The following is a 25379-nucleotide window of genomic DNA, read 5'->3' as shown; positions in this document are numbered from 1 at the left end:
GATTACTTCTTCTTCACAGGATCATTGGGCGTGGTGCAGACCTCGCCATTGGCCTGGGCCAGGCGGGTCGCTGCCGCTTGTTGGGGCGCGTGGCGCAGCATGGCCATTTCACGGGCCTTCTTCGCGTCGTCGTTCATCATCTTGTCCATGCAGACGGCGCCGTCGGCGACGCAACGGTTCAGGACTCGATAGAACAGGTCGTTGTCGACCGCCGCGTAGTGGTGCACCGGCTCCTTGATGCTCGGCTTTTCGAGCGTCAGGTACCCTGCGCGATCGAGGTTGGCGCCGGCGGACTTGACCGACTGGACCCAGCCGTCGAAGTCGCCCTGGGGCACGCCACGGTACGAGAAGCGCATGTCGGAATAGCCGGCGCCGCTGTAGTTCGACGAGAAGCCGATCGACTGGATCGGCTTGTTCTGGACCGCGTTCAGCGTCGTTTCCATGCCCGGCATCGCGTAGATCATGCCCGCCAGTTCCGGCACATAGAACGCATTCATGACGGAAGTCGCGCTGATCTTGAAGCGCACGGGCACGTCGACCGGCACGACCAGTTCATTGACCGTCGCGATGCCCTGCTCCGGATAGATGAACAGCCATTTCCAGTCCATCGCCACGGCCTGGATGACCAGCGGCTTCGCGGACGCCGGGATCGGACGCCCATCGGCGATGCGGTCCAGCGGACGATACGGATCCAGCTTGTGCGTCGAGATCCAGGTCACGAGACCCAGCACGATGATGATCAGCAGGGGCGCGCCCCAGATGACGAGTTCCAGCTTGGTCGAGTGGTCCCAGTCCGGTTCATAGGCGGCTTCCTTGTTGCTGGCGCGGTACTTGTACGCGAACCAGATGATCAGGAACATGACGGGAACGATGATCAGCAGCATCAGGATCACCGAAACGATGATCAGTTGCGCCTCTTGCTTGGCGATGTCGCCGGAAGGGTTCATCACCACCGTGTTACAGCCGGAAAGCAGCGCTAACAGGGGGGAGAGGAACATTCCGCGACGGAGGGTCTTTGGAATCATGCTTGTGTTTTACGTTACATGGGAAAAATAACATGCTAATGTAACGCCAACGGCGTGCGTTTGGCGATTGGACGTTTTGTCCTACCCTTTACCGTATTGCAGCATTTCAGAGGGTCCAGAAGCCGTCGGCTGAAAAAGGAGACGAAGACATGCAGAGCACCCCGAACACGTACGGCGGCGCAGGAGCCGCTCCCATCACAGCACCCCACTCCGGGGCCCGGAACATCAACAGCCGCGACACGAAAATCGCGCCTGGAGAGATCGCGGTCGGCGTCGTCATCGGCCGCGCTTCCGAATACTTCGACTTCTTCGTTTATGCGATCGCTTCGGTGCTCGTGTTCCCCGCCGTGTTTTTCCCGTTCGCGGACCGGCTCGAAGGTACGCTTTACTCGTTTGCCATCTTCGCGCTGGCCTATGTGGCAAGGCCGCTCGCGTCGCTGTTCTTCATGGTCATCCAGCGTCATTACAGTCGCGAGATCAAGCTGACTATCGCCCTCTTCCTGATGGGCTCAGCCACGGTCGCCATCTCGATGCTGCCCACCTATTCCCGCTGGGGCGAATGGTCCATCGTCGCCCTGGCCATCCTGCGCATCGGCCAGGGCGTTGCCCAGGGCGGGTCGTGGGACGGCTTGCCGTCGCTGCTCGCGCTCAATGCGCCGCAGAACAAGCGTGGATGGTACGCCATGTTGGGACAACTTGGCGCACCAACGGGTTTCATCATCGCGGCCGGCCTGTTCTCCTACCTGATGGCCGAGCTGTCGCAGGACGATTTCCTCGTCTGGGGCTGGCGTTATCCGTTCTACGTCGCCTTCGCGATCAACGTCGTCGCGCTGTTCGCCCGCCTGCGCCTCGTGTCGACGCCGGACTATACCCACCTGCTCGACGAGCATGAGCTGGATCCGGCCCCGGCCCGCGAAGTGATCGGCAACCAGGGCACGAACATCGTCATTGGCGCCCTCGCCGCCCTGGCCAGCTATGCGCTGTTCCACCTCGTCACCGTATTCCCGCTGTCGTGGATCCAGCTGTACGACACCCGTTCGATGGCTGAATTCCTGCAGGTCCAGATGATGGGAGCCGGTCTCGGCATCGTCGGCGTGCTGGCGTCGGGCATCATCGCCGACAAGTTCGGCCGCCGCAACACGCTCGGCACGCTGGCCGCGCTGATCGCCCTGTTCTCCGGCTTCATCCCGACCCTGATGGATGGCGGCGTGACCGGCCAGAACACGTTCATCCTGGTGGGCTTCCTGCTGCTGGGCCTGTCGTACGGCCAGGCCGCCGGCGCCGTGACGTCGAACTTCCTGCCGCAATACCGCTACACGGGCGCCGCCCTGACGTCGGATCTCGCGTGGCTCGTCGGCGCCGCGTTCGCCCCGCTCGTGGCACTGGGCCTGGCCGCCAACTTCGGCCTCGGCTACGTCAGCCTGTACCTGCTGTCCGGCGCCGTCGGCTCGCTGGCCGCGTTGAGCCTGAACCGCGCGCTCGAGATCCGCAACTGAGCGACATATATATAGAGCAGACCCGAGCCCCGGTACCCCCGGGGCTTTTTTTGTTGCCAAACTTCGGGGTCAGACCCCATTTCAAGCAAAATTCGGGGTCAGAGCACTTTTCGGAACAATGGTCCCGCGTTAGCAGTCCGCCCGATGCACGCGTCGCTCTCCTCGCAAGGAGCGGCGATACCAGGTTGGCCGCGCTGAAAATGTGCTCGCGAGATTTTGCAAAAGAATGTGCTCTGACCCCGAATTTCCGAATTTCCGAATTTCCTGGCGCAGTGCCATCAGGGTCATCAGAATGCCGTGTGGATTGGCAATAATGTATCGAAGCGAGGTGGGCGCACCTCACACGCTTGCGCCCTGCCGCCTCACTTTCGGATCAGCGACCACTGCTGGTTGGTGCCCCCATTGGACGGATACTGGATGATCTGCGCGCCGTCGGCCGTGCTCTTGTTCTGCACGTCCAGCACCATGCCGGAGAGTTGGTTCGCGACCGTGTAGTAACCCGCTGCCGGGCTGGCGAAGCGCCACTGCTGGCCCTGCCCCGCCCAGTAGCCCCACTGCGCGATGTTCGTGCCGGCGGTCGTGGAGTTGTTGTAGTCGTCCAGGCTCTTCAGGCTGTTGGCGTTGATGACACTGTAGTATCCGTCGCCATGGCCGATCACGTACCACTTCTGGTAGCGCGCGTTCGCATCGGTCGACTGCTGCACCAGTGCGCCGTCCGCGGTCGAACCGCCCGCCACGCCGAACATCTTGCCCGACAGGCGCGACTTGAACGCGTAGACGCCGTCGCTGATGCCGCCGCAGCCGGCGAAGTCCGTGAAGTTGCGGGTCAGGACAGGCCAGCCGGCGTTATACGTCATGCGCTGGATGTCCAGTTTCGCGTTGCCGTTGTCGGTCAGGTCGTAGTAATGCGTGGAGACGAAGTGGCAGCCGTCCTGGCGCAGGTCGGCGATGTGGCCGGGGCCGCGGTACTTGCCGTCGGTGACCGGCAGGATCGTGCGCGTCCCGGAATACGGGCCGCGGATGTTCGTCGCGCGCTGCACTTCGACGTAATATGTGGAGTCGACGCCCTTGCAGCAACTGCCGCGGTTCACGAACAGGTAGTAATACCCGCCGTCGCGCGTGATGTACGGCGCCTCGATGTCGCGGCCACCCCCGCCCCAGATCGTCGTCACGCTGCCGGCCAGCTTGCCCGTGGCCTGATCGATCTCGGCCAGGCCGATGCCGCCGAAGAACGAGCCGTAGCTCAGGTAGACCTTGCCGTCATGGTCACGGAACAGCGCGGGGTCGATGGCATTGACCTCGGCGCTGCCGCCGTACGACTGCACGACGATGCCGAGGTCCTGCCAGCTCGGGTTCTTCAGCGAGAAACTGCGCGCCACGCCGATCGCGGATGAGGACGTGCCGAACGACGACACCGAGTAGTACAGGTAGTAATAGCCGTTCATCTGGATCACGTCCGGCGCCCAGTACGAGCCGGAGAAATTCGGGATCTTTTGCGTGACCCAGGCGGGCGGCGTCGCGAACACGGGCGACGGCCCCGCCGCCCAGGTCTTGAGGTCCTTCGACGTGGAATACCAGATGCCGGTGCCGGTCGTGAAGTTGAAATACGTGTCGCCGTCCCTGGTGATGGTGCCCGGGTCGTGGGCATTGTTCACGCCAAGCAGGTCGACGGCCCCGGCCGACGCGCAGCCGAGCGCGAGGCAGCATGCTGCCAGCAGTTGTTTGAGCATATAGTCTCCTGTTTTATTTATACATATGGGTCGAGCCCGCCACCAGCTTAGGCAATGCGGGTCGGCGCCACCAATGAAATAAAACAGGTGGGCGATTGCGATTTCGGTATCAGCCGAGTGCCGTGTCCAGCACCGTCATGAGGATGAAGCCGAAGACGAGGGCCACGCTGGCCCAGGTGCCGTTGCCGTTCTGCTGCGCTTCCGGCACGACGTCGTTGACGATCACGAACAGCATCGCGCCCGCCGCGGCGGCCAGCGCGAACGGCAGCAGGCCGGCCGAGATGCCGATCAGGATGGCGCCGGCGACCGCGGCCACCGGCTCGATCAGGCCGGACGCGACGCCAAGCGCCGCCGACAAACCCCGTCCATAGCCGACGGTGCGCAGGGCCAGCGCGACGACGAGGCCTTCCGGCACGTCCTGGATCGAGATGCCGGTCGCCAGCGAGTTCGCCTTGTCGACGTCGACGCCCGCATACGCGACGCCGATCGCCAGGCCTTCCGGCAGGTTGTGCAGCGCGACGGCCCACACGAACATCCAGGCGCGTTTCAGGGAGTGGGCGGTGCGCGGATCGTCGTGGGCGAGGATGCCGTCGGTCGACATGCAGCGGTCGAGCACGAGCAGCAGCGCCGCCCCCGCCATGATGCCGGCGCCGACGGACAGGCTCGCGCCCCAGTTGCCGGCGCCGCCCGACCTGGCGGCGGCCAGCGCGGGGATCACGAGCGAGAATGCGGTCGCGCCGAGCATGACGCCGCCGCCGAAGCCGAGGAAGCAGTCGTAGGTGCGGTTCGAAAAATTCTGTGACAGCAGGATGGGCAAGGTGCCGAGCGCCGTCGCGGCGGCGGCCGTTGCGCCACCGACCAGCGCGCCGCGCACATGGGGCACATCCTGCAGGACGTTGGCGAGGTAACCGAAGCCCGTGAAGATCAGGACGGCGCAGCCGAGGAGGCAAACGGCGCAGCCGGCGAGGCGGCGGGGGCGCAGCATCCAGGAGAGTGAGGCGGGTTTGGTCAGGGGTGATTCCATGCGCGGGCTCGGTGTTGGAGATGGATACACCGTCGCTCCCGCGCAGGCGGGAACCCAATTTCCTCGGCTGAGCCGCGAAACTTGGGTCCCCGCCTGCGCGGGGACGACGTAGCAGATCGCGGCGACGACGTAGCAGATCGCGGGGCGACGTAGCAGATCGCGGGGCCGACGTAGCAGATGCTAGTGAAGCTTCGGCGCCCCCGGGCTCGGCTGCGCACCCGGCTGCACGGTCATGCCGTCGGCCAGGGTCTGGTTGCCCATCCCGAGTTCGGCCCCGGTGGTCGGATCGACATTCGGATCGGACATGGTGCGCTCGGCCATCTGCTTGAGCACGTCGACGTCCTTGGCCGGCAGCCGGACTTCGGCCTCGCCCGTGCCGCCGTCGACGGCCATCTGCTTCTCGCGGTCCGTGACGAAGTCCCAGTTCTCGCCCTGGTTCCAGGAGCCACGCATCTCGCCCGGCCCCTGCGACATGTTGTAGTACGTGTTGGCGAAGCGCGGGTCGCCCGGCATCTTCCCGGACGGGAAGTTCGGCTGGATCGAGTACAGCGCCTTCTCGAACGACTTCTGGTGCGCGATCTCGCGCGTCATCAGGAAACCCAGCGCTTCCTTCACGCCCGGGTCGTCCGTCAGCGCGATCAGGCGCTCGTAGACGATCTTGGCGCGCGCCTCGGCGGCGATGTTGGAGCGGAGGTCGGCGGTCGGTTCGCCGATCGTGTCGATGTACGCGGCCGTCCACGGCACGCCGGCCGAATTGACCAGCGGCGTGCCGGCGCCGTACAGCACCTGGGTCACGTGGCTGTCGTTGCCCGCACCCTGGATCTTCTTGTACAGATCCGCTTCGCTGTCGACGGCCTCGGCCAGGTCGCCCTTGGCGCCCTTGTTGAGCATGGCGACGATGTGGCCGATCACCTCGAGATGGCTCAGCTCTTCCGTCGCGATGTCGAACAGCATGTCCTTGCGGCCCGGATCGTCTTCGCTGACGGCCTGCGTGAAATAGCGCATGGCCGCGGCCAGTTCGCCCTGCGGGCCGCCGAACTGTTCGAGCATCAGGTTGGCCAGCCCCGGATTCGGTTCACTGACGCGCACGGTGTATTGCAGGCGTTTGTTATGTGCAAACATTCCGATTCCTCCGTTGTGTGATTGGATGGCCGCGCGGGACGCGTCCTGCGTCGCCGCGCGGACAAACGGAAGCGCCGAAGCGCGACCGGTCGATGCCATCTTGGCAGCGTTGCGGCGCCGAGTAATCAGAAACGAAGCCGTGTCTGTGTAGGATTGGAGGCGACATCCTGCCGAGCTCCGCGAGATTCTGAACACGTGGAAACAGTCGCGTGGTTGCCAGTCCGGGCCGGACGGCCCATGCGTCATCGGCCGACAAGACCGTGCGGCGCCCTCCTACGCGACAGCTCTAGCGTCGGCACTAACATGGATCTATCGCTACCCCACGCTAACAGGAGACGATCATGTTTTCCCTGAATAAACTGAGTCCCTCCATCACCGACATGATCCGCTTCGATCACTCGCACGTGATGGTCACGTTTCACCAGTACACTCGCGACAAGCGCCCCAGCGTCAAGAAGGCGCTGGCGGAAACGATCTGCGACGCGCTGGAAATCCACGCGACCCTGGAAGAGGAAATCTTCTATCCCGTCATGCGCCCGCGCGCCCACGACCAGAAAGTCATGGACAAGAGCGAGCCGGAACATGACGAGATGCGCGCCGTCATTGCGGAGCTGCGCCGCACGGATCCGAAGTCGCCGCGCCACGACGAACTCGTGTTCGAACTGATGCGCGACGTGCAGCACCACGTGGCCGACGAGGAAACCGTGCTGTTGCCGGAAGCCGAGCAGACGCTGAGCAAGGACCGCCTGTCCGAGCTGGGCGCGCAGATGACGAAGCGCCGCCTGGAACTGGTGACGCCGAAGGCCGGCAAGATCGCGGCCAACACGGCCGTCGGCTTCTCGGGCAGCACGGCCGCGATCGTCGTCGGCGTGGCCAGCGCCCTGTTCGCGGCCCGCGCCTTTACCCGCAAGCCGACGCACGCCTGACCTTTTCCGCAGCGGCGCAAGCCGCCTGCGCTCCCCCGGCATGGCGTCCGCGCGCCTGCCTCGCCCGCAATCGCGTCCGCGCGTGGTTGCGGGCTTCTGCGTTTACTGACCCATCCAGCGCAGCAGCAAGGGCACGAGCCAGGGCGCCAGCAACGCCGTCAGCACACCGTTGATGCCCATGCCGAGGCCCGCGTACGCGCCCATCTCCGGGCTGACCTGGAACGCGCGCGCCGTCCCGATGCCGTGCGACGCGACACCGAGCGCGAGGCCGCGCGCCGCATGCGAATCGATGCGCAGGGCGTTCATCAGGAAGCGCGCCGTCACCGCGCCGAAGATGCCAGTGCCGATCACGAGGACGGCCGTCAGTGCCGGCACGCCCCCGAGGTGCTCGGACACGGCCATCGCGATGGGCGTCGTGGCCGACTTCGGACCCAGCGAGCGCGCCAGCTCGGGCGAGGCGCCCATCAGCACGGCGATGCCGACCGCGCTGACGATGGCCGTCACGCACCCGGACACCAGCGCGCACGCGAGCGGGAACAGGCTGCGGCGCAGCCGCGGCATCTGGCGCGCGAGCGGCACGGCCAGGGCGACCGTGGCGGGGCCGAGCAGGAAGTGGACGAACTGCGCACCGGCGAAATAACGCTGGTACGACATGCCGCTGGCCGCCAGCACGAGGCTCACGAGGGCGATCGCGATGGCGACCGGGTTGGCGAGCGGCGAAAAGCCGCAGCGCGCATAGACCCATTGCGCGAACACGTAGGCGCACAGGGTGACGGTGAGGCCCAGCAGCGGCGACGCGGACAAATAGACCCAGAAGTCGGTGAATTCCTCGAAATTAAACATCGCTTCCCTTCCCGTTCTTGTGGGCGGGCGTGAGCGCGCGCAGCACGAGCGCCGTCACGGCCAGCGTCAGCAGGGTGCTGCCGACGACGGCCGCGCAGATCGCGAGCCAGTGCCCGCTGCCGCTCGCCGCGGCGACGATGATGCCCACGCCGGCCGGCACGAACAGCAGCGACAGATGGCGCAGCAGCTCGTTCGCGCCCGCCTCCACGATCTCGTGCAGGCGCGGGAACGCGACGAGCGCCACCAGCAACAGCAGCATGCCGGCCACGGGCCCCGGGACCGGGAGCCGGAGCAGGAAAACGAGCCCCTCTCCCAGGCACTGGAAAACGAGCAGTACGGCAAACGCGATCAGCAAGCGACCTCCTTCGATGTGGGTTCCCCGAAGGATAGCATCCGGCTCAGCGCCGCGTCGGCTGCACGAGGCTCGTCATCGCATCCACATACGTTTTCTCGTCGTCGGCGTACAGCGGCAGCAGCGGCGTGACCGACACCTGATTCAGCTTCGTCCTGCGCAACGCACCGGTCGCCGGATCCTTGAAGACGGCATACGGCACGTCCTGGATCACATACGGCTCGCCGTTCACGTGGCCGATGATCATCAGCACGTGGCCCGGCACGACGACGAGGTCGCCCACCTCCGCCTCCCGCACCGCTTTTACACGCGCCGCGTGGGTGTCCGCCGCCGTGAACACGCGATGCTTCAGCGCTGTCGACGTCCCTTGCAGGCCGGAGCTGTGCTGCAGCAGCAGGCCCATGCTGCGGTAGGTTTCCGCGACCAGGCCGCTGCAATCGCGCGCGTCGAACTGGTGGCCCCACCCGTAACGCTCGCCGAGCAGCTTGAACGACTGCCGGATGATGTTCGCGCGCGTGAGCGGCAGGTAGCCCGGCGCGGTGTCGGCGCTGCGGCGGATCAGCGCCGGCCGGATCGCGAGCGAACCGTCGGCCTGGCGCACGGGCAGCCGCACGGGCCACGATGCGTACGGACTGGCGCCGTTGACCGGCTCGTCGGGCGGCACGTCGGCGCGCGGCAGCGCCACGCCCATGTCGAGGTCCAGCTGCGACAAGGCAGGCAGCTCGCGCGTGTGGACCGTGACCACATGGTCGCCCGTGACCACGCGGCCAGGCGGCAGCGCCGCGTAGCCGAACACCGCGTCCGCCGTGCCGATGGCGATGTCGTCCGCGCGCACCCACGCCGGGCCCTGCGTCGTCACCGCGAGCAGCCAGCGGCCGTCCGCGCTCATGTGCGCGACGAGCACGGGCTCGCCCGGGAACAGGGTGCCGGCCGTGAGGCTTTCGAAATCGGGTTGATCGAGGCTCGCGTAGAACACGCGGTCGCTCGGGTAGGTGCGCAGCGCCGCGCGGCGCACCGCGAGGCCGTAGCGGGCCGGCGCCGTCGCCGCAACCTGGCCGGCGGCCGTGGCGTCACGGAGGACTTGCAAGGTGTCCGGTCCGACGGGATGGCCGGCGTCGTCGACCGCGAGCTTGACGGGCGTCTGCTGCTCCGCGCCGCGGATCCAGTCGAGCACCTGGTCGCGCGTGAGGGTCGCGGGCAGCTTGCGGACGTCGACGAAGCCGCCGCCGGGCGCGTACGCGGCGACTCGCTGCGCGGCGGTCGCGGGCGCGTCCAGCAACACGGCGTCGGGCGCAGGCAGCCGCCCGATCCAGTAGTCCGGGGCCAGCATCGCCTCGTCGAAGGCGGGGATACCGGCTTTCGACATGGCCGGCTGGGCCGCGGCGGCGGCGCCCGGGACGGCGAGGCCGCAGGCGATGGCGGCCAGAAGATGACGTGCGGCGTTGTGCGCTGCTTTCGTATGCATGGGTCTCCTCCGGATCGTGGATCCGGCAGTGTAGCCCAGCCCGAACGTTTACGCGGCGGCCAGCGCGTTCAGCGGGGCCCGCGTGGCGACGGCCGGACGCACCGGCGCCGGCGCCGCGCCCTCGAGCTTGAACTGGCCCACCAGCGCGACCAGCAGGTCGGCCTGCCGCTGCAGGCTGTCCGCCGCGGCGGCCGCCTCTTCGACGAGCGCGGCGTTCTGCTGCGTCGTGCCGTCCATCTGCACGATGGCCTGGTTGACCTGGCCGATGCCGGTGCTCTGCTCCGCGCTGGCGGCCGAGATCTCGGCCACGATGTCGCTCACGCGGCGCACGCTGGACACGACGTCGTCCATGGTGCGGCCCGCGTCCCGCACCAGCGCGCTGCCCGCTTCCACCTTGCCGGACGCATCGCCGATCAGGGCCTTGATCTCCTTCGCGGCGGCCGCGCTGCGCTGGGCCAGCCCCCGCACTTCCGAGGCGACGACGGCGAAGCCGCGGCCCTGCTCGCCCGCACGTGCCGCCTCGACGGCCGCATTGAGCGCGAGGATATTGGTCTGGAACGCGATGCTGTCGATCACGCCGATGATGTCGACGACCTTGCGCGACGCGGTGTCGATCGCGGCCATCGTCTCCACCACTTCCGCCACGACGGCGCCGCCGCGGCGGGCCGTCTCCGACGCGGACAACGCGAGCTGGTTGGCCTGGCGCGCATTGTCGGCGTTCTGCCTGACGGTCGACGTCAGCTGCTCCATCGACGCCGCCGTTTCTTCCAGCGCGCCGGCCTGCTGCTCGGTGCGGCCGGACAGGTCCATATTGCCCTGGCTGATCTCGACGCTCGCGGCCGCGACGCTGCCGGCGCTCGCGCGCACCTGCACCAGCACTTCCTGGATCTTGGTGACGAAGCCGTTGAAACCGGCGGCGATCCGGGCCAGCTCGTCGGTGCCCTTCGCGTCCAGGCGGGCGTTCAGGTCGGCATTGCCGCTGGCGAGGTCCGTCATGGTGGCGCCGAGGACGCGCAGCGGACGGGTCAGGCGGCGCTGCACGGTGACCATCACGATGGCCGCCACGACGGCGCAGACCAGCGACGCGAACAGCGAATAGCCCATCAGCTGGCGCGCGCTGGCCGTGGCGACGGCGTGCGGGAACGACAGCTTGACGGCCCACGGCGCGAGGTCCGGGTGGAGGCGCAGCGGCTGCAGCAGGTGCACGATGCCGGCCGTGTCGATATATTCATAGGTCTCGCCGGCGCGCACGGCCGCGAGCGCGGCGGGCGGCAGGTCGTCGGCCTTCTTGCCGTTCCTGGTCGCATCCGGATGGCTCGCATACAGGCCGCCGTTCGAGACGAGCGCCAGGCGGCCGCCGTCGATGACCTTGATCTTGCCGAGGATCTCGCCCAGGTGCGTCAGCTGGAAGTCGGCGCTGACCACGCCGCGGAATTCGCCCTTGACGAGGATAGGCGCCACCAGCGACGCCATCATGATGTCCTTGCCGTTGACGGCATACGCGTACGGCTCGGTGAAGAACACCTTGCGCGTGGCCTTGGGGATGTCGTACCAGTCGTTCGCGCCCGGGGTGGTCGGGAACACGATCGGTTCCACATGCAGCGTGCCGTCCGCGTTGCGCGTGTAGTACGGCATGTAGCGGCCGGTCGCGTCATATTCCGGCGCCTTGCCCGCGAAGTCGGCGTCCTTGCCGTCCAGCGCGTCCGGCTCGAACGTGACGGCACCGCCGATCAGGTCGCCAAAGCTGCGCAGCATGCCTTGCGTCATGGCGCCGACCTGCGGCCGCGACGGCGCGATGTCCGCTTCGCGCAGCGCGCTCATGCCAGCGGCAAGGTTGGTGACGGCGCCCAGCTTGGTACCGATCTGCGCCTGCACGGCGGCGGCGGCTTCGCGCGCGGACGTGCGGGCCTGGTGCATGCTCGCCTCCTCGGCGGTGCCGCTGCTGCGCACGGCGATGACGGCCGACGTGACCGCGAGGCTCAGCACGACGAGCGTGGTGGCCGTCGCGCAGATCTTCGCGGTCAGCGAGAGAGACGACAGGGGGTTGCGACGCATTGTTTTTCCTCGATTTCAGAATTTGCGGGTCAGCGACAGCACGACGGCGCGGCGCGCGACGTTCGCCACGGCCAGGCGGCCGTCGGGGCGCGGCACGCCCGTCGTGTAGCTGTTGTAGACGCCGGTCGCACCGATGGCGCGGGTGTAGTTCAGGGCGACGGTCCAGCCGTCTTCGAGCTTGTGCGTCAGGCCGGCCTTCAGGTCGCGCCAGTCCCAGATGCCGTTCCCGCTGCCGGCCACGCGGCCGTCGCCGGCGTGCAGGTTCAGGGTCAGCGACCGGGTCAGCGCCTGGTCGGCGCCGACGTCCAGGTAGCCGGTGCCGCGGGCATTCGCGATGCCGAAGAAGTCGCGGCTGAACGTGTAGTTGTAGCGGGCGTACAACGATTTCCAGGTTACGCCGGCCGACAGTTCGCCGTAGTCGAACGACGTGTTCGTCGCGCTGATGCGCGCGCCCGGGTATTTGTACCAGTACACCATCGCGGACCAGCCGACGGCGCCCGCGCTGCCGCTGTAGCCGCCGTACAGGTCCCATTCGACGGTGCCGCTTTCGATGAACTTGTCGCTGACGTTGATGACGGACGTGCCGGCCGACCAGCCGCTGGCATGCGCATAGTCGACGCTGGCCATCGCGGCCGGCCCGCCCCACGTCTGGCGGATGCCGCGCGAGACGTATTGCGAGCTGACGGAGACGGTGGCGCTCAGCGGGTCGTCGGCGGGCACTTCCGCCGTCAGCGGCGCGGCGGATTCGCCGGCGTGCGCGCACGACGCGGCGGCCAGCAGCAGAAAGGACAACGGGGCAAGGCGACGGGTCGGCAGCGCGGCCGGGCGGTGTCGGGTGCTCATGATCTCGGGAGTCGGTTGTGGTCGGCGGTGGTCGCCGTTGTTGAATATCGGTAGGCATTGATGCCGTACGGAAATTCTAGTGCCGACTCTGTGGCTTTTGGTTACAAATCAGCCGGAATATTTGTGGGAAACCCGAGAATGAGACATGCGCGCAACACTCCGGTATTTGTCTGGAAATGAAGCGCACAGGTGTTCGCAAAAACGCTTAACACCTTGAAAAGATGAGGAAAGTTTGCAAACAGGCAGGCGCGGGACGCCTGCCTGGCAGTGGCGGACGTTATGCCGCGGTCATCAGCGCCCCACGGCGCAGCTGGTCGCGCTCGATCGACTCGAACAACGCCTTGAAGTTACCTTCGCCGAAGCCCTCGTCGCCCTTGCGCTGGATGAATTCGAAGAACACGGGACCCAGCTGCGTCTCCGAGAAGATCTGCAGCAACAAGCGTTGCGTGCCCCCTTCGGTCGTGCCGTCGACCAGCAGGCCGCGGGCCTTCAGCGCCTCGACGTCCTGGCCGTGGCCGGGCAGGCGGGTTTCCAGCATCTCGTAATAGGTCGCCGGGGGAGCGGTCATCAGCGGCACGCCCGCGGCGCGCAGGCCATCGACGGTGGAGAAGATATCGTCCGTGAGCAGCGCGATGTGCTGGATGCCTTCGCCGTTGTACTTGAGCAGGAATTCCTCGATCTGGCCGCCGCCCGCCTTGCCTTCCTCGTTCAGCGGGATGCGGATCATGCCGTCCGGCGCCGTCATCGCCTTCGACGTCAGGCCCGTGTACTCGCCCTTGATGTCGAAGTAGCGGATTTCGCGGAAGTTGAACAGCTTCTCGTAGAAGCCGGCCCAGTACGACATGCGGCCGCGGTAGACGTTGTGCGTGAGGTGGTCGATGAGCTTGAGGCCATGGCCCGCCGGGTGGCGTTCCGTGCCCTCGATCCATTCGAAGTCGATGTCATAGATGGACTTGCCGTCTTCGAAGCGGTCGATCAGGTACAGCGGCGCGCCGCCGATGCCCTTGATGGCGGGCAGGCGCAGCTCCATGGGGCCGGTCGGGATGTCCAGCGGCTGCGCGCCCAGCTCGAGCGCGCGCGCGTAGGCTTTATGGGCGTTCCGGACGCGAAAGGCCATGCCGCAGGCCGACGGGCCGTGCTCAGCCGCGAAGTAATAGGCGGCGCTCTTCGGCTCGTTGTTGACGATGAAGTTGATGTCGCCCTGGCGGTACAGCACGACGTCCTTCGAGCGGTGCACGGCCACTTTGGTGAAACCCAGCGCTTCGAACACGGGCTCCAGCACGCCCGGGGTGGGCGACGCGAATTCCACGAACTCGAAGCCCATCAGCCCCATCGGATTGTCAAACAGGTCGGCCATTGTCTATTCCTCTATCGATTAGCATTAAAATATTCGCGCCTACCGGCGCGTTCGCCCCTCATTCCGCGAACACGTCGGCAATCAAACCCCGCAGCCACTGGATGCCGGGATCGTGGTTGAACCGCCGGTGCCAGAAGACGTTGGTCTGCAACGCCGGCAGGGCGAGCGGCGGCTCGATCCACTTCAGGCCGAACGGGCCTGCCGCGCTTTCGGCCAGCTTTTGCGGCACCGTCACCACCAGCTCGCTCGTGCTGACGATGTACGGTACCGCGGTGAAATGCGGCACCCGGAACCGGGCCCCGGCCGTCACCCCGGCCTTTTCCAGCAATCCATTGATGCGGTCGTAAGGACTCTGGGCCGCATCGACGATCAGGTGCGGCGCCGCCACGAACCGTTCCAGGTCCACCTTGCCCTTCGCCAGCGGATGGTCCTTGCGGAACATGCTCACGAACGGCTGGCGGAACAGCGCGCGGTGGTACAGCGCTTCCGACACGTCCTCGAACGCGCCGATCGCCAGGTCCACCCTGCCCGTCTCCATATCGTCCTTCAGGGTCAGCCCGTTCGCCCGCAGCGACGCGATCTCCACGTTCGGCGCGACTGTGCGGCAACGCTCGATCAGCACCGGCATGAAATACACCTCGCCCACGTCCGTCATCGCCAGCGTGAAGCGGCGGGCGCTCGTGGCCGGGTCGAAGCGGCTGCGCTGCGACAGGGCCAGTGCCACCTGGGCCATCGCGGCGCCGATCGGCTCGGCCATCTGCTGCGCGAGCGGCGTGGGCTGCATGCCGTACGCCGTGCGTACGAACAGCTCGTCGCCGAACGTGCGCCGCAGGCGGGCCAGCGCATTGCTCACGGCCGATTGCGTCAGGCCCAGACGCCTTGCGGCGGCCGAGATCTGGCGTTCGCGGTAGACCTCCTGAAATACCGATAACAGATTCAGGTCGATGCTAGAGGGTTCGATCATGCGCTCGATAGTCTTATTGATGATCTGAATAGTCTACATTTTTGTATTCATCTCGTAAAACTGGCCGCACTCCCTTACAGTGTCATAAACGCCACGCATCCGGAGACACCCTTGACTGCTTCAACCGACCGCTACATGTCCGGCTTCGCCAACGAATTCGCGACGGAGGCCCTGCCCGGCGCCCTGCCGGCGCACCGCAATTCGCCGCAGCGCGTCGCTTATGGCCTGTACGCGGAACAATTGTCTGGCACGGCTTTCACGGCGCCGCGCAGCCACAACCGCCGCTCGTGGCTGTACCGCATCCGCCCGGCCGCGATGCACGGGCCGTTCGAGGCGATGGGCAATGGCCGCATCGCCGCCGGCTTCGACGGCGTGGCGGCGTCGCCGAACCAGATGCGCTGGAGCCCGCTGCCGATGCCGGACGCGCCCACCGACTTCGTCGACGGCCTCGTGACGATGGCGGGCAACGGCGCGCCGGCCGCGATGTCCGGCTGCGCGATCCACCTGTACGCCGCGAATCGCTCGATGCGCGGGCGTTATTTCTATTCGGCCGACGGCGAGCTGCTGGTCGTGCCGCAGCAGGGGCGCCTCGCCATCGCCACGGAATTCGGCCTGGTCGAGGTCGAGCCGCAGGAAATCGCCGTCATCCCGCGCGGCGTGCGTTTTGCGATCGACCTGCCGGACGGCGAGGCACGGGGCTATGTCTGTGAAAACTTCGGCGCGCTGCTGCGCCTGCCGGACCTGGGCCCGATCGGCTCGAACGGCCTCGCCAATCCGCGCGATTTCCTGACGCCGGTCGCCCGCTACGAAGACGTCGAGGGCGATTTCGAGCTCGTGGCGAAATTCGGCGGCCACCTGTGGCGCGCCGGCATCCGCCATTCGCCGCTGGACGTCGTCGCCTGGCACGGCAATTATGCGCCGTATAAATACGACCTGCGCCACTTCAACACGATCGGCTCGATCAGCTACGACCATCCGGACCCGTCGATCTTCCTCGTGCTGCAGGCGCCCTCCGACACGCCGGGCGTCGACACGCTGGACTTCGTGATCTTTCCGCCCCGCTGGCTGGCCGGCGAGGACACATTCCGCCCGCCCTGGTTCCACCGCAATGTCGCCAGCGAGTTCATGGGCCTCGTCCACGGCGCCTACGATGCGAAGGCGGAAGGGTTCGTGCCCGGCGGCGCGAGCCTGCACAACTGCATGAGCGGGCACGGTCCGGACGTGGCCACGTTCGACAAGGCGAGCAGCGCGGACACGAGCCGGCCGCACAAGGTCACGGACACGATGGCGTTCATGTTCGAGACGCGTCATCCGCTCGTGGCGACGCCGTATGCGCTGCAGTCGCCCCAGTTGCAGGGCAATTACCAGGACTGCTGGGCGGGGATTGCGAAGCATTTCAATCCGGCAAAGCGATAACCAGTCGTTCCCGCGAAAGCGGGAATCCATGCTAGGTCGCAGAATTCTGCAGTGTGTTCACCAAGTCTGCATGTCCAACTTCGGTTGCTCAGCATGGGTTCCCGTTTCCACGGGAACGACGCTCGCTTCTGTGCGACCTTCTTCAATTCCCTCGTGCGATGATTAATCCGTCATCTCACCCGGGACCCGCATGGTCGACATCGTCATCATCCTCGCCCTCATCCTGCTCAACGGCGTGTTTTCCATGTCGGAGCTCGCCGTGGTGTCCGCCAAGCGCCTGCGCCTGGAAAAGATGGCCGACGAAGGCCGGCGCGGCGCCGGTACCGCGCTCGACCTGCATGACGATCCGAGCCGCTTCCTCTCCACCGTGCAGGTGGGCATCACCCTCATCGGCATCTTCAACGGCGCGTTCGGCGAAGCGTCGCTGACGGCGCGCCTGACGCCGGCGCTCGCCGGCATGGGCGTGCCGGACGGCCATGCGCGGCTCGTCGCGCTCGCGATCGTCGTGGCCGGCATCACGTTCTTTTCCATCGTGCTGGGCGAGCTGGTGCCTAAGCGCATCGCGATCCTGTATCCGGAAACGATGGCGGCCATGATCGCGCGTCCGCTGCAATTCATGGCCCGTCTCGCGCATCCGTTCGTGCGGCTGCTCGCGCTGACGACGGACGGGATCATGCGCCTGCTCGGCATGCACCACCACAAGGACGAGACGCCGACCGAGGAAGACGTCACGGGCATGATCAAGGAAAGCACGGACGCGGGCGTGTTCGAGAAGGCGGAGTACGACATCGCCGCGCGCGCCCTGCGGCTCGACGACTGGCACCTGCGCGCGCTGATGACGCCGCGGGTCGACCTGGAATTCCTCGACCTCGACCAGCCGCTGGACCGCAACCTCGCGCGCATCGCGGAATCGCCGTACAGCCGCTTCCCCGTGTACCGCGGCGACCGCTCCCAGGTGCTCGGCATCGTGCGTGCGCGCAACCTGTTCGGCCAGGCGATCCGCACGCAGTCGCTGGCCGGCATCGACATCGAGGCCGCCCTGGAGACGATCCTGTACCTGCCCGAATCGAGCAGCGCCATCGACCTGCTGGAGCAACTGAAGCAGCACCGCGCCGAGCTGGCGATGATCGTGGACGAATACGGCGACATCCAGGGCATGATCACGCTGACCGACGTGATGAGCGCGCTCGTGGGCGACGTCACGCCGTCGAGCGATCACGGCCAGCCGGACGCCGTCCGGCGCGACGACGGCAGCTGGTACGTCGACGGCGGCATGGTGCTCGATCGTTTCCGCTACCTCACGGGCGCCGACATCGACTTTCCCGACGAGGACAGCGGCGCCTACCACACGCTGGCCGGCTTCATGCTGTACCAGCTCGCCGTGATCCCCCGTGCGGGCGACCGGCTGGACTGGGAAGGCTGGCGGTTCGAAGTCGTCGACATGGACGGCAACCGCATCGACCGGCTGCTGGCTTTTCGGCTGCCCGGGCCGCTGGCGCGCACCTGATCCGGACGGAACCGGCGGCCTGTTTCGCGATCTATCCACCAGGGAGGTTCAAATGAAGCTGCGTACCGTGGCCGGCCTGGCCGGCTGCCTGATCTCCGCCGCTGCCGCCGGGCAGCAGCCGCAACCGGCCGGCGCTCCGAAGGCCGGCGACACGCGCGCGCTCGAAGCGGGCGCGAAACTCTTGCAGGGCAATGCGCCGCTGGCCGGGTTCGACATCTACCTGAACGGCTTTCATCCGATGAAGGACCATCCGGAGATGCAGGTCGAGGCCCACCACTTCTGCCGCCAGGTCAACGAGGACTTTGCGCAATGCGCCCTGTTCGACGGCAATACGCGGACGGCCAACCTGAACGGCATCGAATACATCATCTCGGAAAAGCTGTACGGCAGGCTGCCGCCGGACGAGCGCCAGTACTGGCATCCGCACAACGGCGAGATCCTCGGCGGCCAGCTGATCGCGCCCGGCCTGCCCGAGGCGGCCGAGCACGCGCTGATGAAGAAGAAGATGAACAGCTACGGCAAGACGTGGCATGTGTGGAACACGGGCGCCAACGGCAAGCCCGGCGACGCCCTGCCGCTGGGAGCGCCGATGCTCGCGTGGTCGTTCAACCGGGACGGCGAGCTGCTGCCCAACATGGTCGAGGAGCGCGATACCCGCATGAAGATCCACACCGGAGACCGGCGCAAGTCGCGCGCCGACCTGAAGGCCCTCGCGCATCCGCAGGGCGGCGTCGACGCGCTGAAGGGCAAGTTCCCGCGCCAGACGCAGGACATGCCGGGCGTCGTCGACAGCCAGCCTCCGCCGTCGAGCAAATAATCTATTGATTTATATATTGTAGTTTTATAGAATGACCGCATGGACACCGTCACGACTCTCCCGCCGGACGCCATGCGCGTCGCCGCGGCCCAGGCCGGCGGCCTGCTGAAAGCGCTCGCGAATCCGGACCGCCTGCTCCTGCTGTGCCAGCTCGCGCAGGGCGAGCAGCCCGTCGGCGCGCTGGAAGCGGCGCTCGACATCCGCCAGCCCACGCTGTCGCAGCAACTGGCCGTGCTGCGCCAGGAAGGCCTCGTCGCCACGCGGCGCGACGGCAAGCAGATTTTCTACAGCGTGGCGAGCCCGGAAGCGCTGGCCGTGCTGCAGTTGTTGTACCAGCTGTATTGTCCGAAGGAGGACTGATCATGCAGATCGACTGGCTCCATTTCACCCCGTGGGCATCGCTCGCGGGCGGCATTCTCATCGGCCTGGCCACGGCCCTGCTCCTGCTGGCCAATGGCCGGGTCGCCGGCATCAGCGGCATCCTCGGCGGCCTGCTGCGCCCGACCCGCGGCGATATTGCGTGGCGCGTCACGTTTATTCTCGGCCTGTTCGTCGCGCCGCTCGTCTGGCTGAGCATGCGCGCGATGCCGCCGGCGCAGATCGACCATTCCCCGGCGCTGCTCGCCGTGGGCGGCCTGCTCGTGGGGATCGGCACCCGCTTCGGCAACGGCTGCACGAGCGGCCACGGCGTGTGCGGCATCGCGCGCCTGTCGCCCCGCTCGCTGCTGGCCACGGCCTGCTTCCTTGCGGCCGGTTTCGTCACCGTCTTCATCGTGCGCCACGTGCTCGGGCGCTGAGGCATCACAAGGAACCAAGTCATGAACCTCGTTACCGCCTTCCTCGCCGGCCTGCTGTTCGGCGGGGGCCTGATCCTGTCCGGCATGAGCAATCCCGCCAAGGTGCTCGCCTTCCTCGACGTGACCGGCGCCTGGGACCCGTCGTTGCTGTTCGTGATGCTCGGGGCCATCCTCGTCGCCGCCCTCGCCTTCCGGTTCGCGCGCACGCGCGTGCGGCCGCTGTTCGGGAGCCAGATCCGCGTACCGGGCGCGGGCCGCATCGACGCGCCCCTCGTCCTGGGCAGCATCACGTTCGGCGTCGGTTGGGGCCTTGTCGGTTATTGCCCCGGTCCGGCGCTGACGGCGCTGGCCGTCGGCGGACGCTCCACCCTCCTGTTCGTTGCGGCGATGGTGGCCGGCATGGCAATATTCGAAGTGGCCGAGCGTATCCGCGCCGGCATCGAGGCCCAACGCGGCGGTACCCGCGCCGCGGCCGGCCCTTCGGGAGAATGAATGCACAACAATCCGATCCAGTTGTTCGACGCCGTGTCGTCGACCTTCACGTACATCCTCGCCGCGCCCGGCAGTGACGCCGCGGTCATCATCGACCCCGTCGACCAGCACGTCGAGCGCGACCTCGCCCACCTGACGCGCCTGGGCCTGCGCCTCGAGTACATCCTCGAGACGCACGCCCACGCCGACCATGTGACCTCCGCCGGCCGCCTGCGCCAGCTGACGGGCGCCCGCGCCGCCGTGCCGAGCGGCTGCGGCATCCCGCCCGCCGAAGTACAGCTGCAGGACGGCGACGTCGTCCGCTTCGGCGCCGCCGAGACGATCGCCGTGATCCACACGCCCGGCCACACGGCGGGAAGCATGTGCTACGTCTGGCGCGGCAACGTGTTCACGGGCGACACGCTGCTGATCGACGGCTGCGGCCGCACCGATTTCCAGGGCGGCAGCGCGGCGGCGCTGTACGACAGCATCACGCATAAGCTGTTCGCGCTGCCGGATGCGACGCGCGTGTGGCCGGGGCACGATTACAAGGGCCAGTCGGCGTCGACCATCGGCTGGGAGAAGGCGCACAACGCGCGCGTGTCGGGGCGGTCGCGCGAGGATTTCGTGACGCTGATGAACGGGTTGAACCTGCCGCAGCCGAAGCTGATCGACATCGCCGTGCCGGCGAATCGCAACCTGGGACTGCCGCACGGCGTATGACGTCGCCCCCGCGCAAAACGTCGCCTCCGCGCAATAACGTCAGCTCCGCGCAATAACGTCGCCTTCGCGAAATAACGCCGCCCTCGCGCAATAACGGCGCCCTCGCGCAATAACGTCGCGCTCGCGCAATAACGTCGCCCCCGCGCAGGCGGGGGCCCAAGTTCGCGTGCAGAAACCGATCAGCAAGCGGCGCCGCGGCGGGGTTGCGTAAAACCGGCGCCCTAGCCGTTGCGTTGCCTGTGGAGCCGGAACGCATCGCGAATATTCCTGACCAGTTCGCCATCGTCCCACGGCTTGGTCATGAACTTGAAGAGTTCCCCCTGGTTGACGCTGTCCGTGACCGCCGCGAGATCGGTAAATCCCGACAGGACGATGCGTATCGTATCCGGATAGAGCTCCCTGACGACCCGCATGAACTGGGTCCCCGACATGTTGGGCATGCGCTGGTCGGAAATGATGACCTGTACCTTGTTCAAGGCAAGCAGGTTGAGGCCCTCCTGCCCTCCGCTCGCCGTCAACACGCGGTATCCCTCGCGCCGCAGCAATCGCCTCAGCGTCGACAGGTTGTTGGGTTCGTCGTCGACGATCAGGAGGGTATCTTCATCGACCTGTGGTCCGAGCGTCAGCAGCGGTTTTTCGACGAGCATGGCTTCGAATTGCGCGGCCGGCACCGCCTCGCTGAAGTAAAACCCCTGCAGTTCGTCGCAACGGCGCCGGCGGAGGAATTGCAATTGCCCTTCCGTTTCGACCCCTTCCGCGACCACGCGCAAATGCAGGCTGTGGGCCATCGCAATGACCGCCGTCGCGATCGCCGCATTCCCGGCATTGGCATTGACGTCGCGGATGAACGCGCGATCGATCTTGACGGCGTCGAACGGGAAACGCTGCAGGTGGGCGAGCGAAGAATGCCCGGTGCCGAAATCGTCCAGGGACAACTGGATACCCAGCGCCTTCAAGGCCTGGAGATTCGCCGCGGCCAGCTCCACGTCATTCATCACCATCGATTCCGTCAGCTCGAATTCGATATGGTGGGCCGGCAGCCGGTGCCGGGACAGCGCATCCGTCACGTCCTGTACAAATTTTCCATTCCTGAGCTGCGCCGCCGACAGGTTGACCGCGACCGGCACGACGTCGATCTTCCCCTGCAGCCAGCGCGCCTGCTGGGCGCAGACGGCATCGAGAACCCAGTCGCTGATCGGCTCGATCAGTCCAACCTCTTCCGCGAGTGGAATGAAGGTGCCGGGAAACACCAGTCCGCGCTGTGGATGCCGCCAGCGAATCAGGGCTTCCGCGCTGACGACGCGTCCACTCACGAGGTCGACCCGTGGCTGGTAGTACACGACGAATTCCTGCGCATCGAGCGCGTGCAGCAGCTCCGATTCGAGTGCCAGCCTGGCGGCGTGGGAGGCGTTCATCGCCGGCGAGTAATACAGATAAGGTTCGCCCAGGCGCTTGGCACTCTGCAGCGCCGCTTCCGCATGCTTGAGCAGGGTTTCGGCATCGCTGCCATCGCGGGGAAACAGCGCCAATCCGGCCCGCGCCTGGACACGTGCTTCGTGCGGCCCCAGCCGGAAATGCTGGTTGATGGTCGCCAGGATGAACTCATCGACGATATGTTCGAGGTCCGCGTCCTGCGCCAGTTCGGCGACGGCGATCGCAAACGTGGCGCCACCGATCCGCGCCACGCTGGCCCCCCCAGGCAGCGCCTCGTCCAGCCGCTGTGCGACCTGTTTGAGCAGGGCGTCGCCCATGTGGCGGCCGAATGCATCGTTCAATTGCGTGAATCGATCGATATTCACCAGGATCGTGCCGACATCCTGCCCTGCCTGCGCCGAGTGGATGAATTGCCCAAGCCTGTCCTCGAACAGCCTGGCATTCGGCAGTCCGGTCAACACGTCGTAATACGCCAGATAACTGAGCCGCTCCTTGTTGTCGATGAACTGCAAGGCAAAGTTGATGTCGCCGACCAGGTCATCGAGGAGCTTGACTTCCTCCGCATCGAAGAATCCGGCGGTATCGGCAATGAACACCATCACGGCGTCGACGCGACCGGCCGGCGCCAGCGGCAGCGCGGCGACGGCACGCTGCCCTTCCTCGAGCATTTCCCTTGCCAGCGGCGCCAACCCGGGATCCGTCGCGACGTCATTGCAAATCACTGCCCGCCCGTCGCGCGCCGCTACGCAAGCCGGCCTTGTGCTATCGATACCGTCGGCACGCAAGGTCAAGCGCACCCGGTCGACGTACTGCCGTTCGCCGCCGCACCATGCCACGACACGCCCCTCGAGCACGTCGGGCTCGAACGCGCCGATCCATGCCGTCTTGAACGCGCCGACGTGCACCGCAATCCGGCAGACCTCGTCGAACAGCGCGTCACGCGTATGGATCCGGGCAATCGCCGCATTGACACCACTCGACACGGCGTAGATCCGGCTGAGGCGCATGATCTTGTCCTGCGCGAGCAGGCGCTCGGTGACGTCGTGGGCCAGGACGAACCTGCACGCGCGCTCTTCGAACCACAAGGGATGCGACGTGATTTCCACATGAATGACGGAGCCGTCCTTCCTGACATGCCGCCAGATCCCGGACTTCTCGATACTCGGTACCGGCGGCTGTCGCAGGTTGTCGTCCAGCCGCTCGAGATCTTCGCGCAAACGGATATCGCGGAGCGTCATGGCCAGGAATTCCGCTTCCGAATAACCGTAATGGACGATGGCCGCGGCATTGACCGCCATGAAGCGGAACGTCTCGAGGTCATACACCCACATCGGTACCGGATGCGCGTGAAACAGCGCGGAAAATCCGGCGTCTGATGGTTGAATCATGATATTCCTGGTCAGCTGCTTGCAATTACATGCGGGAAGACATCCGATGTCCCGTGACGAGTCCGGTTCAAGATTGATCGAACCGCCGTGTTTTTGCAAGTCCCTCTTTTTGCGACAAAATGCCGCCCCGATATTCGCGTACGAGTTCGCGATCGTGTGGTCACAGCCGCCACCGTTTGCTTTAAAATCCTTGTCTTTTAGCAAGCGGGCACCATGGCTTCCGACGACACGACACTCCACCGCGGCCTCAAGAGCCGGCACATCCAGTTGATGGCCCTCGGCGGCGCCATCGGCACCGGCCTGTTCCTCGGCGTCGCGGAAACCGTCAAGCTGGCCGGTCCGTCCGTCCTGCTCGGCTACGCGGTCGCGGGCCTGGTCGCCTTTTTGATCATGCGCCAGCTGTCCGAGATGATGGTCGACGAACCGGTCGCCGGCTCGTTCGGCCATTTCGCCGACAAATACTGCGGCCGCTTCGCGGGCTTCGTCTCCGGCTGGAATTACTGGGTGCTGTACGTGCTCGTCAGCATGGCCGAGCTGTCCGCCGTCGGCATCTACGTGCAGTACTGGTTTCCGAACGTGCCGGCGTGGGTGTCGGCGCTGGGCTGCTTCGTGCTCGCGAACGGTATCAGCCTCATCAACGTGCGCGCGTTCGGCGAGAGCGAGTTCTGGTTTTCCGTCATCAAGGTGGCAGCCATCATCGCGATGATCGTCTATGGCGTGTTCCTGCTCGCGAGCGGCGGCGCCGGACCGCAGGCGGGCGTCAGCAACCTGTGGACGCACGGCGGCTTCTTCGCCCACGGCATCCAGGGTCTCGTGATGTCGATGGCGATCATCATGTTCTCGTTCGGCGGCCTGGAGGTCATCGGCATCACGGCGGCCGAGGCGGCCGATCCGTCCCGCTCGATCCCGCGCGCGACGAACCAGACGCTGTGGCGCATCCTCGTGTTCTACGTCGGCGCGCTGGCCGTGTTGCTGTCGCTGTACCCGTGGGACCAGATCGTGCCGGGCGCCAGCCCGTTCGTGCTGATCTTCAAGGCGCTGGACGCCGGCGTCGTCGCGCACGTGCTGAACGTCGTCGTGCTGACGGCCGCGCTGTCCGTCTACAACAGCTGCGTGTACTCGAACAGCCGCATGCTGTACGGCCTCGCCGTGCAGGGCCACGCGCCGCGCGCGCTGCTGCGCGTGAACGAACGGGGCGTGCCACTGGCGTCGCTGGCCGTGTCGGCCGTCGCCACCGCGCTGTGCGTGGGCGTCAACTATGCCGTGCCGGGCAAGGCGCTGGGCCTCCTGATGGGTCTCGCCGTCGCCGGCATGCTGATCAACTGGGCGATGATCAGCTGGTCGCACCTGCGCTTCCGCGCCGCGAAGCAGGCCGCGGGCGAGCGCACGGCGTTCCCGAGCCCCCTCTACCCGCTCACGAACTGGGCATGCCTGCTGTATCTCGCGGGGATCGTCGCGATCATGTACGCCACGCCGGAACTGCGCGTCTCGGTGTGGATGATCCCGGCGTGGCTCGTCGTGCTGGCGATCGGGTACCGTGCGGCCGAGGGCCGGCGCGCGCGCATCGCCCGCGCGACGTCGTGATCCCGGGCGCCGGCCCGGCCTCGCAACGTCGTACAGGGAT

The 25379-nt window shown here is 66.5% G+C and carries 22 protein-coding genes; 10 read left to right on the top strand and 12 right to left on the bottom strand.

Annotated elements, in window-relative coordinates; all coding sequences use genetic code 11:
* Positions 1-2: 2 nt before the first annotated feature.
* Positions 3-1025, bottom strand: a complete 1023-nt coding sequence (cyoA, locus tag ACEN9H_RS14440) for a ubiquinol oxidase subunit II (protein ID WP_413675318.1) — start codon at positions 1023-1025, stop codon at positions 3-5.
* 149 nt (positions 1026-1174) lie between these two features.
* Here cyoA and ACEN9H_RS14435 point away from each other — a divergent pair, with 149 nt between their 5' ends.
* Positions 1175-2521 carry an MFS transporter gene (locus ACEN9H_RS14435; protein WP_371765722.1) on the top strand — a complete coding sequence of 449 codons (1347 nt, stop codon included), beginning with the start codon at positions 1175-1177 and terminating at the stop codon, positions 2519-2521.
* Between the two features lie 362 nt (positions 2522-2883).
* Here ACEN9H_RS14435 and ACEN9H_RS14430 read toward each other — a convergent pair whose 3' ends face one another.
* The 3 genes from ACEN9H_RS14430 to ACEN9H_RS14420 form a co-directional block, all read right to left on the bottom strand.
* A complete protein-coding gene (locus tag ACEN9H_RS14430; RefSeq protein WP_413675317.1) occupies positions 2884-4251 on the bottom strand; it encodes a family 43 glycosylhydrolase in 1368 nt (455 codons plus the stop codon).
* Positions 4252-4360: 109 nt separating this feature from the next.
* Positions 4361-5275 (bottom strand): ZIP family metal transporter, encoded by a 915-nt coding sequence (locus ACEN9H_RS14425; protein WP_413675316.1) that lies wholly within the window; start codon positions 5273-5275, stop codon positions 4361-4363.
* A 180-nt stretch (positions 5276-5455) separates the two neighbouring features.
* Positions 5456-6397 (bottom strand): manganese catalase family protein, encoded by a 942-nt coding sequence (locus tag ACEN9H_RS14420; RefSeq protein WP_413675315.1) that lies wholly within the window; start codon positions 6395-6397, stop codon positions 5456-5458.
* Positions 6398-6738: 341 nt separating this feature from the next.
* Between ACEN9H_RS14420 and ACEN9H_RS14415 the strand changes: the two genes are divergently transcribed.
* Positions 6739-7323: a hemerythrin domain-containing protein gene (locus ACEN9H_RS14415; protein ID WP_056132898.1), complete on the top strand. Its 585-nt coding sequence runs from the start codon at positions 6739-6741 to the stop codon at positions 7321-7323.
* A 102-nt stretch (positions 7324-7425) separates the two neighbouring features.
* On the opposite strand, the gene ACEN9H_RS14410 is transcribed toward ACEN9H_RS14415, so the two are convergent.
* From ACEN9H_RS14410 to ACEN9H_RS14380, 7 genes are all read right to left on the bottom strand, one after another.
* Positions 7426-8166, bottom strand: coding sequence for an LrgB family protein (locus ACEN9H_RS14410; protein ID WP_413675314.1), 741 nt, complete (start codon positions 8164-8166; stop codon positions 7426-7428).
* Entirely contained in the window at positions 8159-8521 is a 363-nt protein-coding gene (locus tag ACEN9H_RS14405) for a CidA/LrgA family protein (protein WP_413675313.1), read from the bottom strand. Before ACEN9H_RS14405 ends, ACEN9H_RS14410 begins: the two co-directional genes overlap by 8 nt.
* 43 nt (positions 8522-8564) lie before the next feature.
* Positions 8565-9983 carry an SH3 domain-containing protein gene (locus tag ACEN9H_RS14400; RefSeq protein ID WP_413675312.1) on the bottom strand — a complete coding sequence of 473 codons (1419 nt, stop codon included), beginning with the start codon at positions 9981-9983 and terminating at the stop codon, positions 8565-8567.
* Between the two features lie 48 nt (positions 9984-10031).
* A complete protein-coding gene (locus ACEN9H_RS14395; protein WP_413675311.1) occupies positions 10032-12038 on the bottom strand; it encodes a methyl-accepting chemotaxis protein in 2007 nt (668 codons plus the stop codon).
* 15 nt (positions 12039-12053) lie between these two features.
* Positions 12054-12881: a TorF family putative porin gene (locus tag ACEN9H_RS14390; protein ID WP_413675310.1), complete on the bottom strand. Its 828-nt coding sequence runs from the start codon at positions 12879-12881 to the stop codon at positions 12054-12056.
* Positions 12882-13158: 277 nt separating this feature from the next.
* Positions 13159-14238: a 4-hydroxyphenylpyruvate dioxygenase gene (hppD, locus tag ACEN9H_RS14385; protein ID WP_413675309.1), complete on the bottom strand. Its 1080-nt coding sequence runs from the start codon at positions 14236-14238 to the stop codon at positions 13159-13161.
* Between the two features lie 58 nt (positions 14239-14296).
* Positions 14297-15202 (bottom strand): LysR family transcriptional regulator, encoded by a 906-nt coding sequence (locus ACEN9H_RS14380; protein ID WP_413675308.1) that lies wholly within the window; start codon positions 15200-15202, stop codon positions 14297-14299.
* Positions 15203-15337: 135 nt separating this feature from the next.
* On the opposite strand from ACEN9H_RS14380, the gene hmgA reads away from it, so the two are divergent.
* The 7 genes from hmgA (at position 15338) to ACEN9H_RS14345 (ending at position 20933) form a co-directional block, all read left to right on the top strand.
* Positions 15338-16618 (top strand): homogentisate 1,2-dioxygenase, encoded by a 1281-nt coding sequence (gene hmgA / locus ACEN9H_RS14375; protein WP_413675582.1) that lies wholly within the window; start codon positions 15338-15340, stop codon positions 16616-16618.
* 190 nt (positions 16619-16808) lie between these two features.
* Positions 16809-18125, top strand: coding sequence for a hemolysin family protein (locus ACEN9H_RS14370; protein WP_413675307.1), 1317 nt, complete (start codon positions 16809-16811; stop codon positions 18123-18125).
* A 52-nt stretch (positions 18126-18177) separates the two neighbouring features.
* A complete protein-coding gene (locus tag ACEN9H_RS14365; protein ID WP_413675306.1) occupies positions 18178-18942 on the top strand; it encodes an OBAP family protein in 765 nt (254 codons plus the stop codon).
* A 39-nt stretch (positions 18943-18981) separates the two neighbouring features.
* Positions 18982-19302 (top strand): ArsR/SmtB family transcription factor, encoded by a 321-nt coding sequence (locus tag ACEN9H_RS14360; protein ID WP_056132926.1) that lies wholly within the window; start codon positions 18982-18984, stop codon positions 19300-19302.
* 2 nt (positions 19303-19304) lie between these two features.
* Positions 19305-19739 carry a YeeE/YedE family protein gene (locus ACEN9H_RS14355; protein ID WP_413675305.1) on the top strand — a complete coding sequence of 145 codons (435 nt, stop codon included), beginning with the start codon at positions 19305-19307 and terminating at the stop codon, positions 19737-19739.
* A 21-nt stretch (positions 19740-19760) separates the two neighbouring features.
* On the top strand, positions 19761-20231 hold the full coding sequence (locus tag ACEN9H_RS14350) for a DUF6691 family protein (protein ID WP_371770321.1): 471 nt from the start codon (positions 19761-19763) through the stop codon (positions 20229-20231).
* On the top strand, positions 20232-20933 hold the full coding sequence (locus ACEN9H_RS14345) for an MBL fold metallo-hydrolase (protein WP_413675304.1): 702 nt from the start codon (positions 20232-20234) through the stop codon (positions 20931-20933).
* 221 nt (positions 20934-21154) lie between these two features.
* On the opposite strand, the gene ACEN9H_RS14340 is transcribed toward ACEN9H_RS14345, so the two are convergent.
* Positions 21155-23755: an EAL domain-containing protein gene (locus ACEN9H_RS14340; protein WP_413675303.1), complete on the bottom strand. Its 2601-nt coding sequence runs from the start codon at positions 23753-23755 to the stop codon at positions 21155-21157.
* Positions 23756-23968: 213 nt separating this feature from the next.
* Between ACEN9H_RS14340 and ACEN9H_RS14335 the strand changes: the two genes are divergently transcribed.
* A complete protein-coding gene (locus ACEN9H_RS14335) occupies positions 23969-25339 on the top strand; it encodes an amino acid permease (RefSeq protein ID WP_413675302.1) in 1371 nt (456 codons plus the stop codon).
* Positions 25340-25379 lie beyond the last annotated feature (40 nt).

The sequence above is a fragment of the Massilia cellulosiltytica genome, assembly GCF_047325105.1.
Classification (GTDB): Bacteria; Pseudomonadota; Gammaproteobacteria; order Burkholderiales; family Burkholderiaceae_D; genus Telluria; species Telluria orientalis.
The sequence above is the reverse complement of the archived record's forward strand: the minus strand, read 5'-3'. Positions and strand labels throughout refer to the sequence as shown.

What these genes read in the sequence shown, in the direction of transcription:
- cyoA (WP_413675318.1), bottom strand. Translation starts at nt 1,025, where the DNA reads ATGATTCCAAAGACCCTCCGTCGCGGAATGTTCCTCTCCCCCCTGTTA.
- ACEN9H_RS14435 (WP_371765722.1), top strand. Translation starts at nt 1,175, where the DNA reads ATGCAGAGCACCCCGAACACGTACGGCGGCGCAGGAGCCGCTCCCATC.
- ACEN9H_RS14430 (WP_413675317.1), bottom strand. Translation starts at nt 4,251, where the DNA reads ATGCTCAAACAACTGCTGGCAGCATGCTGCCTCGCGCTCGGCTGCGCG.
- ACEN9H_RS14425 (WP_413675316.1), bottom strand. Translation starts at nt 5,275, where the DNA reads ATGGAATCACCCCTGACCAAACCCGCCTCACTCTCCTGGATGCTGCGC.
- ACEN9H_RS14420 (WP_413675315.1), bottom strand. Translation starts at nt 6,397, where the DNA reads ATGTTTGCACATAACAAACGCCTGCAATACACCGTGCGCGTCAGTGAA.
- ACEN9H_RS14415 (WP_056132898.1), top strand. Translation starts at nt 6,739, where the DNA reads ATGTTTTCCCTGAATAAACTGAGTCCCTCCATCACCGACATGATCCGC.
- ACEN9H_RS14410 (WP_413675314.1), bottom strand. Translation starts at nt 8,166, where the DNA reads ATGTTTAATTTCGAGGAATTCACCGACTTCTGGGTCTATTTGTCCGCG.
- ACEN9H_RS14400 (WP_413675312.1), bottom strand. Translation starts at nt 9,983, where the DNA reads ATGCATACGAAAGCAGCGCACAACGCCGCACGTCATCTTCTGGCCGCC.
- ACEN9H_RS14395 (WP_413675311.1), bottom strand. Translation starts at nt 12,038, where the DNA reads ATGCGTCGCAACCCCCTGTCGTCTCTCTCGCTGACCGCGAAGATCTGC.
- ACEN9H_RS14390 (WP_413675310.1), bottom strand. Translation starts at nt 12,881, where the DNA reads ATGAGCACCCGACACCGCCCGGCCGCGCTGCCGACCCGTCGCCTTGCC.
- hppD (WP_413675309.1), bottom strand. Translation starts at nt 14,238, where the DNA reads ATGGCCGACCTGTTTGACAATCCGATGGGGCTGATGGGCTTCGAGTTC.
- ACEN9H_RS14380 (WP_413675308.1), bottom strand. Translation starts at nt 15,202, where the DNA reads ATGATCGAACCCTCTAGCATCGACCTGAATCTGTTATCGGTATTTCAG.
- hmgA (WP_413675582.1), top strand. Translation starts at nt 15,338, where the DNA reads ATGTCCGGCTTCGCCAACGAATTCGCGACGGAGGCCCTGCCCGGCGCC.
- ACEN9H_RS14370 (WP_413675307.1), top strand. Translation starts at nt 16,809, where the DNA reads ATGGTCGACATCGTCATCATCCTCGCCCTCATCCTGCTCAACGGCGTG.
- ACEN9H_RS14365 (WP_413675306.1), top strand. Translation starts at nt 18,178, where the DNA reads ATGAAGCTGCGTACCGTGGCCGGCCTGGCCGGCTGCCTGATCTCCGCC.
- ACEN9H_RS14360 (WP_056132926.1), top strand. Translation starts at nt 18,982, where the DNA reads ATGGACACCGTCACGACTCTCCCGCCGGACGCCATGCGCGTCGCCGCG.
- ACEN9H_RS14355 (WP_413675305.1), top strand. Translation starts at nt 19,305, where the DNA reads ATGCAGATCGACTGGCTCCATTTCACCCCGTGGGCATCGCTCGCGGGC.
- ACEN9H_RS14350 (WP_371770321.1), top strand. Translation starts at nt 19,761, where the DNA reads ATGAACCTCGTTACCGCCTTCCTCGCCGGCCTGCTGTTCGGCGGGGGC.
- ACEN9H_RS14345 (WP_413675304.1), top strand. Translation starts at nt 20,232, where the DNA reads ATGCACAACAATCCGATCCAGTTGTTCGACGCCGTGTCGTCGACCTTC.
- ACEN9H_RS14340 (WP_413675303.1), bottom strand. Translation starts at nt 23,755, where the DNA reads ATGATTCAACCATCAGACGCCGGATTTTCCGCGCTGTTTCACGCGCAT.
- ACEN9H_RS14335 (WP_413675302.1), top strand. Translation starts at nt 23,969, where the DNA reads ATGGCTTCCGACGACACGACACTCCACCGCGGCCTCAAGAGCCGGCAC.